Genomic DNA, 10,124 nt, shown 5'->3' on the forward strand with positions numbered 1-10,124 from the left:
TTTTTTGGTCTACAAAGTGAGATAGTGCACTCATTGTTTTTAAGCAATTCTTTTCTTCCAGATAAAAAACAATCACCTGTAATGCCAATTTTGGAGGTGTCCAGATGCGTTTGTTTAAGGCCATAATCTTTGGCTATCTCACTACCAAAAGCAACAGGCTCTTTTAAGCTTTTTATCTTAGTAGGCAGGTAGGTGTGATACAGGTTAGAGTAAATGCCCGAGAAGCCTCTCGAACTCACCAACTCTTCCTTATATAACTCACCATCTGGTTGCTTAAACTGAATGTGTCTTTTCGGGGGTATTTCACCTAAAGTGTGGTAATACATATTTAAAACTTGGTTCTATCTAGGTTTTCTGCTTTGTCAAACATTTTTACAGCTTGCTGTAATATTTCATTTGTTTGGTTGAAGATAGGGTAAAATCCATCGTTGTCCCAAATCTGTCTGGCGATTTGCGCCTTCATATGTAGCTCAAAAAGGTCTCTGTTTTTATTTAAATCTGCTCTGTTTGATTTTACGCCATTGTCTTTGCCGATAGCTACGAGCTCATCTAACATGGCGCGCGTTACATCAAATTTATTGTAGTACTCATCATAGCTCATCGACTCTAACCGCTGCTTATTACCAGCTACAAAGTTGAAGGTAAACTCCTGCATGGCATTGCTTGTAAAAAGCTGGTTGAGATATGCCGAAGTTTGTGAAGTATCAAGAGGGACAAAGTAATCTGGCATGATACCACCACCACCATAAACGGCACGACCACTTTTAGTTTCGTATTTTAATGAGTCATTGAATTTTATGCTATCAGCACTAAAAAACTCACCATGATTAAATCTGTCCATGAGATCGCGTGCATACTCAGACTCATCGCTATAGGGCTTCTGTATTGATCTGCCGCTAGGTGTATAATACCTTGATATTGTAAGTCTCAATTCCGATCCATCGCTGAGATCCAGAGGTGCCTGAACCAAACCTTTGCCAAACGTTCTACGACCAACCACAAGGGCTCTATCATTGTCTTGTAAGGCACCCGTAACAATCTCACTGGCAGATGCGCTACCTTCATTGACCAATACAATCAATTCACCTTTTTCAAAGAGGCCCTTTTGGTCTGAAACAGCCTGAGTGTTGTACCTTGCCTGTTTGCCAAGTGTGTATACAATGCGCTGGTCATCTTTAAGAAACTCATCTACCATTTTAATGGCTTGATTCATATATCCACCAGGGTTGCCCTGAAGGTCAAGCACAAGTTTTTTCATACCTCGATCTTTCAGATCAACAAGTGCTTCTTTAAACTCTTCATATGTAGTTGCTGAGAATCTGCTGACCTTGATGTAGCCTTTCTCATCATCAATCATATAGCTGGCATCTACCGAGAATTGAGGGATTTTATCTCTTATAATTTCAAAGTCGATAGGCTTACTTTTACCTTTTCTGAGGACAGTAATTTTTACTTTTGTGTCTTTAGGCCCTTTTAAGTGGTCCTGTACATCGCTATTGGTAAACCCGACACCGGCCACTGTTTTGCCATCTACTTTTATAATTTTATCACCGGATTGCACACCCACAGCTTCACTGGGGCCGCCACTTAACGGAGATACTACTACAATTGTGTCTTTAAATATGTTAAACTCTATACCTATACCTTCAAAGTTGCCCTGCAAGCTCTCATTTGCTCTTATTCTTTCTTCAGCAGTTATGTAGCTACTGTGAGGGTCGAGCTCTTTAAGCATGTGATCGATAGCATTATCTACCAATTCATCAGTATTCACTTCATCCACATAATTCCGATCAATAAGGGTGAGTACTTCTTTAAGTTTTTGTACGTTTCCACTAAGGTCTCCCTGCACTGGAGAAGTATCGGCAAAAGTAAAACCGATGAGTATGCCAGCAGCGAGCCCCATAGCAATAAACAGGGGTAGACGGATTTGTAATTTGGTGTTATTATGCTCTTTCACAATGCTTAATTTTTTCTTAGCCTCTTAATCGTATAAATTTATACATAATCTAAAAGTATAACGATAGGCCAATGATATTTGTTGACCAGCAGATACTTTGAGGGCAATAAATTTATATATTTACAATAACGGAAGATTACAACCTTGAGCTTCAACAAGAAAAAAATAGCGGACATTGTAGATAATAACTACGTAAACGCCTCGGTGCTTTACTACTTCGGCATTTCTTTCTTTGATTATTCGGAAGAAACATTGGAGCAAGCCTGCATCGAAAAAGGGTTGGATGTAAAAATGGTTGTAAAAAAACTGGAAGCTGATCCAAACTCCGGTCCGGGTGATTTTTTGGCCTTACAGGAGTATCCGATAGATCTCATCATTGAGTATTTAAAGCATACACACTTCATATTCATAAAACAGAAGCTACCTTATCTGGCGCAATTGATTAAGAATTCATCACTGAAAGCTGAAGATTACTACACGGCTATTGCCAAAGATTTAAAGTTCGTTTTCCCTTTGTTCGTTGAGGACTTCATTCACCATATTTATGAAGAAGAAGATACGCTGTTTAGCTACATAGCGTCTTTAAATGATTATTTAAATGGAGGAGGAAATCCATCTGTAATGTACTGGAAGATGGAGAACAACTCGCTTCAAAAATTTGCCATGGAGCACGAGCAGCATGACGATGAGATGAGAGGCATTAGAAATATTACTAATGATTATGAGTTGGTCGAGGGTGCCAGCCTGCCGATAAAGGTCATCTACTCAGAGCTCCAAACATTGGAAGAAGACCTTAAAACTCATGCTCGCATAGAAAATGAAGTGTTGTTTCCTAAGGCGCTCCAATTAGAAAAAGAGGCCATATTGAAATTTCAAAGTAAGATCAAGCTTAACTAAGTGGGAAGAATTATTGCCTTAGATTACGGTCTTAAAAGAACCGGAATAGCTGCTACTGACCCGCTTAAAATCATAGCCTCACCCATGGAGACTGTTCAGACTCCCAAGCTATTACAATTTCTTAAAGACTATCTGCTTAAAGAAGAAGTAGAAACAGTGGTAGTCGGTATGCCTAAAACGTTGGATGATCAGGATACACATGCTACTGCTGCGGTTAGAAATCTTATCAAAAAGTTGAAAGAAAAATTTCCTTCAGTAAATATAGTTGAGGAAGACGAGCGCTATACGAGTAAAATGGCACTGGATGCGATGATTGCCGGTGGTATGAAGAAGAAAGACAGAAGGAAAAAAGAAAACGTTGATAAAGTAAGTGCTGCTTTAATATTGCAATCCTATCTCGAAAGCCACGGTTCTCTCTAAAAATTCTTAATTTTGCTATTCTTTTAAATTGAAGTATTAAACAGATATGATCTATCCGATAGTAGTATATGGCGATCCGGTGCTAAAGAAAAAAGCCCGTGATATTGAGCAGGGTGAGCTTGATGTGAAAGAATTGAGTGAAGATATGTTTGAGACCATGGAAGGTGCTCACGGTATAGGTCTGGCAGCACCTCAAATTGGCAAAGGCATTCGCATGTTTGTGGTCGATGGCACACCAATGGAAGATGAGGACGAAGACATGTCTGATTTTAGAAAGGTATTTATCAACCCTGAAATCATAGATGAAACCGGAGAGGAATGGGGTTTTGAAGAGGGGTGCTTAAGCATTCCGAACATAAGAGAGGAGGTTTTCAGAAAAGAAACCATTCGCATTCATTATTTTGATGAAAACTGGGAAGAGCACGAAGAGGAATTTAGTGGTATAAAGGCCCGTATCATCCAGCATGAATACGATCATATCGAGGGTATACTTTTTACCGACTATCTATCGCCACTTAAAAAGCGTATGCTAAAAGGAAAACTCACCAATATTACCAAAGGCAAAATGAAGGTCGACTATCGAGTGGCCGTTCCTGTAAAAAAATAAGAAGTTAATAGAGGTCAATCTGTAATAGGATTGACCTTTATATTTTCAAGCTTTATTCTTGAGAGTTCTTCCAGTCCATCATTCATAAAGGCATCATCAATAGCTGTTAATTCTATCTTTTCTTTCGGTTTGTAGTTGATATAATCTACAAATCTGATTTCATTGATAAGTCGCTCGTTATAGGCTACCCTAAAGCGCATGCCTCCACCTTCTGTGTGGTACTCATAGGCCAGGTAATCTACTTTTTTAGATTCTTTGTTTACCCAGTAAATGAATACATCTTCAAAATCTTCTCCGCCTCCTTCTTCATCAAAATTGACCTCTACTTTATGATACATCTTTCCATCAATCTCTTTCTCACCCAGGTAGATTTTATTTACGGCATCATCGTTCAGCCCGTAGGGTAGTAGTGCAAAATAGATAACAGAGTTAATAGAATTTGAGTATTTAGTGGCCATGGTATCTGCTACACTCACAGCTTGGCCATTGATCTCACGAGTGAAACCATCGTTGGTATATTCATCTCGTACCAAATCTGAGTTGTCGTTTTTAAAAATTCTTACATACTCAAATTTGCCATCAGTGTGTTGGGCGCCATACTCTGTATCTCTAAAAATAAATTCGATTTCAGTATTGTTGATGTTTTCACTACCGGCAGTTTTCATGGCGGCATCAACAATCTCCTGCGGATCTTCTGTTTCAAGATTGCAGGCTGAGAGTAGTAACGCAAAAAGTAATATCGTATATAGACTCTTCATATTAGTTTAAATCAATTTGGCATGTGTAGTGATGTATCGGTCCGGTAAGTCTCCATTTGTTGCTTTCTGATAATCTGAATAACTACATGGGATGATGCAATTACGAGCGTATTTTTCTTTACCTCTCGGAAAAGGCACTTCCATCCACCATTTCTCACTGAGTTTACTTTTGTAAAAGCTAAGCGTTTCCGGCTCAGATGGCATAGAAACAACAAACTTCAAATAGTCGTTATTCTTGAAGTTTTGCTCGTTCTTACGGTGGTAAAAACCTTCAATGAAATACCAAATCATGGTGGCTACAACAGAGGCAGTTTTCTTATTCTCATCATCATGCTGTGGGTTGTACTCATAAAAGCCAGCGCTACTTAACTTTTCGTTAAGCCCGGCATACCAGCAAATCTGACAAGCTTCCTCACCAGTTAAGCCAAAAGGTTGACTCTTGGCATTGCCGGGAGCATCGCTTGACTTTATTGAGGTAATGTCGAAGCTCAACATGTCAGCATTCCGTATGATAGGTTCCATGTCTTGCATATTAGACCTTAAGTGACCTATACGATAGGCTTCGAAGTATAGTTTTTCTAAAATATTGATAGCAGTCTGGTCGATGAGGTAGCTTTGGTAAGCCAGGTGACTATAATTGAAAAGAAAATTAGGCTCGTGAAGCAAAATCTTATGAATATGCTGTTCATGGGCTGGCTGACTTACGCCCTCCTCCATATCTAAGTAAGCATCTACATTGAGCAAAGTGATCAGCTTATCCATATTTTCATAAGCAGTATATTGCCCATAGCTTAGGTCGTGCGAGCCACCGATAACCACTGGCAATACATTATTTTCTATGAGTATATGACAAACTTCACTTAGCCTGCCATATGTTTCATCAAGATCGATACCGTTTCTGAGCGTTCCAAGATCTATAATTTTATATGAGCCATACCCTTTTTTTAGCTGATAAAGCTTTTTTCTAATTTCCATAGCACCTTTACCTGTGCCTTTATTAGATACGGTGCCCCGCTCTTCTTCAATACCGATTATGGCTATGTCTGCCCCTTCGTAATCGGGCATCGCTTCAGTATTTACTTTTATGCTTTTATAAAAACTATTGGAGTGTTTTATATGTGAGAAGATATCCGCATCGAGCGGAGAGAAGAATATCTTTAGATCCATGTTGTTGATTAATTTAATCTAAAATACGGGTTTAGAATATAAGCAACAAGCAACTATTCAGCACTTCAGGTTTTTGGCCTGTGGTGTGACATAGATTTATAAAAAAAGCCCTGAATGTAACTACACTCAGGGCATGATATTTTAATAACTTAATGGCTTATCCACCGAAGTCATCAAATCTGATATTTTCTGGTGGTATACCCATATCATCGAGCATTTTTAATACCGCAGCGTTCATCAAAGGAGGTCCGCATAGGTAGTACTCAATTTCTTCAGGCTCTTCAACATCTTTTAAATAGTTGTCGTATAAAGCCTGGTGGATGAATCCTGTATAACCATCAGCATCTTTATCGTCAAGACTTTTCTTTATTTTCCAATTGTCTTCTTCCAATGGCTCAGAAAGCGCAATGTTGAATTGGAAATTAGGAAACTCATCTTCTATTTTTCTAAAGTGATTGGTATAAAATAACTCTTTCTTAGATCTACCTCCGTACCAGTAAGAAACTTTTCTGTTAGTTTTTTCTGTGTGGAATAAGTGGAAGATTTGAGCTCTTAAAGGAGCCATACCAGCACCACCACCGATGTAAATCATCTCTCTCTGCGTAGGGTTAATAGCAAACTCACCGTAAGGTCCTGATATTGTTACTTTGTCGCCCGGCTTTCTAGAGAATACATAAGAAGAGCAAATTCCAGGATTTACATCCATAAACTTACCAGCATCTCTATCCCAAGGTGGGGTAGCAATTCTAATGTTTAGCATTACGATGTTACCTTCTGCAGGGTGATTGGCCATTGAGTAAGCTCTGTAAATTGGCTCATCGTTTTTCATTACCAAATCCCACATTTTGAAATTATCCCAATCAGATTGGAATACATTGTCAGGGTGGTTAAGCTCAGGTTTAGGAGCGATATCCATATCTGAGAACTTCACCTCACACACAGGTACATCGATTTGCACATAACCACCAGCTTCGAAATCTAAAGTTTCGCCTTCTGGTAGCTTCATTACAAATTCTTTGATAAATGTAGATACGTTGTAGTTAGATACTACCTCGCAATCCCATTTCTTAATACCGAAGATTTCTTCTGGTATTTTAATATGCATGTCTTCTTTCACCTTTACCTGGCAAGATAGACGCACATTTTCTTTTTGTTCAGAACGGCTTAGGTGACCAACCTCTGTTGGTAATACTTCTCCACCACCTTCTTCAACTACACACTTACACATGGCACAAGTACCACCCCCACCACAGGCAGAAGGCAAAAATACTTTTTGAGAAGAAAGTGTAGAAAGAAGTGTCGATCCTGCCGTAGCTACGATCGGGTTATCCTCATCACCATTCACAAAGATTTTTACCGGACCCGAATGCACTAGTCTAGACTGTGCAAAGAGGAGTATAAAAACTAGCAGCAAGATTACCAGGGTAAATGCTGCGATTGAAGTAATAACAACTGAAGTCATTGAAATAAATGTTTTTACAACTAAAAATTCGCCCATTTTTATGGGCCTACAAATATATTTAGTAAATGTATAAATTGATAATCAATAGGATAAAATTTGAGTTTCTTAACGAATAAGTAAGCTTAATTTAAACGCAGTATCAATTACCTTTGTAGTAAAACAAAATTCTGATAATCTGGTTCATGAAGATTCAATTGATTACGGCCCTGTCATTTTTAGTGGCTTGCCAGCAGGTAGAAGCTCCTGTTGAGAAAGCAGACGGTTTTGTAGAAGTAGGAGAGGTAAACATTGAGGGCGGCATGTTGGCCGCAGAGATATCGGCTTACGATGTAGAAACACAACGCCTTTTTGTGTCTAACAATGCTAAAGGCAACCGGGTAGATATCATCGATCTGTCTGATCCTGACAACCCAGAGGCTGTAGGTCATATACTTTTAAAGCCATGGCCTGACGAACCACTCACCATAAACAGCGTTGCGGTAATTGACAAAAAATTGGCCGTGGCAGTATCAGCAACTGACCTGCAGGATGAGGGAAAAGTGTTTGTTTTTAGAACCACTGACTTTGAAAGAGAAGCAGAGATCACCGTGGGCGCCATGCCTGATATGGTCGCTTTTTCACCGAATGGTAAATACATTCTTACTGCTAATGAAGGAGAGCCAGACCCTACTTACGCTAATGACCCGGAAGGTTCTGTGTCCATCATCGATGTAAAGAACTATAACGTGGAGACTATTAATTTTGATGAGCGAGAAGGCGATTTAGAAAAATTGACCGCATCCGGTTTTAGAATTTACGGCCCTGAGGCTGGGTTTTCTCAAGATATAGAGCCTGAGTACCTTACAATTTCTCAAGACAGCAGATACGCATGGGTCACGCTGCAGGAAAACAATGGTATTGCCAAAGTAGATATCGACAAAAGGTCTGTAATAGATATTTTTCCTTTAGGCTTTAAAGATTATCAGGCAGAGGGCAATGCCATAGATGTTTGTGATAATGATGAGATAAACATCAAAAATTGGCCGATATTCGGTATGTATCAACCGGATGCTATTGCTTCATTTTCTATAAACGACACAACTTATCTTATTACCGCCAATGAAGGCGACTCCAGATATTTACCAAGCTACAGCGAAAGTGCCCGGGTGAGTGAATTAACACTTGATTCTGCGGCATTTCCGCAGAGCAGTCATATTCGACTTTGCGACTCTTTGGGGAGATTGTTTGTAACCACAACCATGGGCGATACCGATGGGGATGGAGATTTTGATGAGCTTTATACTTACGGAACCAGGTCATTTAGTATTTGGAATGCAGAAACGGGTGAGTTGATAGCTGACAGTCATAACCAGATTGATACAGATATCATAGCTAATTCTGATTTGTATGACGATGACCGTAGTGATGATAAAGGCATTGAACCTGAGGGAGTGGTTGTGGGTAAAGTAGGTGAAACGCCAATTGCCTTTGTCGCTTTAGAAAGAGCAAACGCAATTATCTCATATGACCTGACTACACCAAAGTCACCAAAATTTCTCCAGGTATTGGAAACCGGAATTGGGCCAGAAGGGGTGCTCTTTATAAATAAAGCGCAGAGCCCTAATTCCCGCAGCCTACTTATCGTAAGCTCTGAGGTTGATGGTAAAATCAAGTTATACCAACCTGAGTAGTTACGGTTGTATTGTTGTAAGTCAGCCTTGATAATCCATTTTCCTTTTCCTGTCCCGAAGTCAATATAATACTCGCCTCGGGATATTTATAAGCAAATTTAGAAAGCTCTTTTACGTTAATAAGCCCGATCGTGTGAGAGTAATTATGGCCTATGTATTTTTCTTTTAACGAAGAGAAATATGACCAGTCGATTTTAATTGTAGAGTCATAGCCAACATATACTTCTATAAATTGAGTTTTGTCAACTTGTGCCTTGCGCTTCTCCTCAAGCTTAAAACTAGAATTGAGAGAGGCTGCTACATCGGAAAGAACAGCTAGCCCTGTGGGTAACTTACCAGCGCCTTTGCCTACCAATAACTGCTGCCCGTAAGCCTCGCTAGAAACTTCCACGGCATTATATTCAGCCTCTACGGAAGCATATTGACTGCTCGAATCAACAAATTGAGGAGTGACCCTGGCGCGTATCAATCCATTGCTAATTTCAGCGTGAGCAATCAGTTTTATTTTAAGGCTATTCTCTTCAGCGAATTTTACATCAGCCTTAGATATTTGTTCAATACCTATTCTCAAAATATCATCAGGATCAATTATGGTATCAAAGCAATGGCGTATTAGGATACTCAGCTTAAACGAAGGGTCATAACCACCTACATCAAGCGAGGGGTCACTTTCTGCAAAACCATTTTCTTTGGCTTGTTGCAAAGCCTCTTCATAGCTGAGTTTTTCGTCAATTACTTTTGTGAGGATATAATTGGTAGAGCCATTAAATATTCCATTAATTGAAATGATATTGCTATATCTGTAATAGTTGCGCAAACTACCTATTATAGGAATACTACCGCAAACTGCTCCTTCGTAAAGAATTCTGCCATCAAACTCTTTTTGCAATTCTTCCAAAACCTCTAAGTTTTCAGCAATCATTTTTTTATTGGCAGAGATCACTTTTTTGCCTTGCCTGATTGCTTTGGCGACTATCTCAAAAGCAGCTTGAGCATCATCTATCAGTTCTACAATAATTGAGATTTCAGCATCGTCTAAAATTAAGTCAGGCTCGTATACTACCTCACCGGTAAGGCCGGGTCGGGCTTTATTCTTATGCTTTACACAAACCTTCGATATCTCTGCATCAACTGATGGGTTATCTTTGAGAAGCTGTACAAATCCTTGACCAACACAGCCATAACC

At 39.4% G+C, this 10,124-nt stretch carries 9 protein-coding genes and 1 pseudogene; 4 read left to right on the forward strand and 6 right to left on the reverse strand.

What is annotated here, in order from left to right; translation table 11 throughout:
• Both E1176_RS12145 and E1176_RS12150 read right to left on the reverse strand, forming a co-directional pair.
• Positions 1-326: pseudogene (locus tag E1176_RS12145) on the reverse strand (homogentisate 1,2-dioxygenase); the annotation flags it as partial.
• A 2-nt stretch (positions 327-328) separates the two neighbouring features.
• Positions 329-1,957 carry a S41 family peptidase gene (locus tag E1176_RS12150; protein WP_185152775.1) on the reverse strand — a complete coding sequence of 543 codons (1,629 nt, stop codon included), beginning with the start codon at positions 1,955-1,957 and terminating at the stop codon, positions 329-331.
• Between the two features lie 144 nt (positions 1,958-2,101).
• On the opposite strand from E1176_RS12150, the gene E1176_RS12155 reads away from it, so the two are divergent.
• The 3 genes from E1176_RS12155 to def are packed head-to-tail and all read left to right on the forward strand — an operon-like array spanning position 2,102 to position 3,881.
• Positions 2,102-2,854 carry a hemerythrin domain-containing protein gene (locus E1176_RS12155; protein WP_155210906.1) on the forward strand — a complete coding sequence of 251 codons (753 nt, stop codon included), beginning with the start codon at positions 2,102-2,104 and terminating at the stop codon, positions 2,852-2,854.
• On the forward strand, positions 2,855-3,274 hold the full coding sequence (ruvX, locus tag E1176_RS12160; protein ID WP_185152776.1) for a Holliday junction resolvase RuvX: 420 nt from the start codon (positions 2,855-2,857) through the stop codon (positions 3,272-3,274).
• A gap of 46 nt (positions 3,275-3,320) precedes the next feature.
• Positions 3,321-3,881: a peptide deformylase gene (def, locus tag E1176_RS12165; RefSeq protein WP_155210907.1), complete on the forward strand. Its 561-nt coding sequence runs from the start codon at positions 3,321-3,323 to the stop codon at positions 3,879-3,881.
• 14 nt (positions 3,882-3,895) lie between these two features.
• Here the strand turns inward: def and E1176_RS12170 are convergent, their stop codons facing one another.
• The 3 genes from E1176_RS12170 to nqrF form a co-directional block, all read right to left on the reverse strand.
• The gene (locus E1176_RS12170) at positions 3,896-4,639 is read right to left on the reverse strand and encodes a DUF6503 family protein (protein WP_155210908.1); all 744 of its coding nucleotides are present in this window, start codon (positions 4,637-4,639) and stop codon (positions 3,896-3,898) included.
• A gap of 6 nt (positions 4,640-4,645) precedes the next feature.
• Positions 4,646-5,806: a formimidoylglutamase gene (locus E1176_RS12175; RefSeq protein ID WP_155210909.1), complete on the reverse strand. Its 1,161-nt coding sequence runs from the start codon at positions 5,804-5,806 to the stop codon at positions 4,646-4,648.
• A gap of 157 nt (positions 5,807-5,963) precedes the next feature.
• The gene (gene nqrF / locus E1176_RS12180; protein WP_155210910.1) at positions 5,964-7,268 is read right to left on the reverse strand and encodes an NADH:ubiquinone reductase (Na(+)-transporting) subunit F; all 1,305 of its coding nucleotides are present in this window, start codon (positions 7,266-7,268) and stop codon (positions 5,964-5,966) included.
• Between the two features lie 182 nt (positions 7,269-7,450).
• On the opposite strand from nqrF, the gene E1176_RS12185 reads away from it, so the two are divergent.
• On the forward strand, positions 7,451-8,938 hold the full coding sequence (locus E1176_RS12185; protein ID WP_155210911.1) for a choice-of-anchor I family protein: 1,488 nt from the start codon (positions 7,451-7,453) through the stop codon (positions 8,936-8,938).
• On the opposite strand, the gene E1176_RS12190 is transcribed toward E1176_RS12185, so the two are convergent.
• Positions 8,916-10,124: homoserine dehydrogenase (locus E1176_RS12190; RefSeq protein WP_155210912.1), on the reverse strand; the 1,209-nt coding region annotated here is incomplete at its 5' end. The two genes, E1176_RS12185 and E1176_RS12190, sit on opposite strands and share 23 nt — an antisense overlap.

The sequence above is a fragment of the Fulvivirga aurantia genome (genome assembly GCF_009711475.1).
In the GTDB taxonomy this organism is placed as follows: Bacteria; Bacteroidota; Bacteroidia; order Cytophagales; family Cyclobacteriaceae; genus Fulvivirga; species Fulvivirga aurantia.

What these genes read in the sequence shown, in the direction of transcription:
- def (WP_155210907.1), top strand. Translation starts at nt 3,321, where the DNA reads ATGATCTATCCGATAGTAGTATATGGCGATCCGGTGCTAAAGAAAAAA.
- E1176_RS12170 (WP_155210908.1), bottom strand. Translation starts at nt 4,639, where the DNA reads ATGAAGAGTCTATATACGATATTACTTTTTGCGTTACTACTCTCAGCC.
- nqrF (WP_155210910.1), bottom strand. Translation starts at nt 7,268, where the DNA reads ATGACTTCAGTTGTTATTACTTCAATCGCAGCATTTACCCTGGTAATC.
- E1176_RS12175 (WP_155210909.1), bottom strand. Translation starts at nt 5,806, where the DNA reads ATGGATCTAAAGATATTCTTCTCTCCGCTCGATGCGGATATCTTCTCA.
- E1176_RS12185 (WP_155210911.1), top strand. Translation starts at nt 7,451, where the DNA reads ATGAAGATTCAATTGATTACGGCCCTGTCATTTTTAGTGGCTTGCCAG.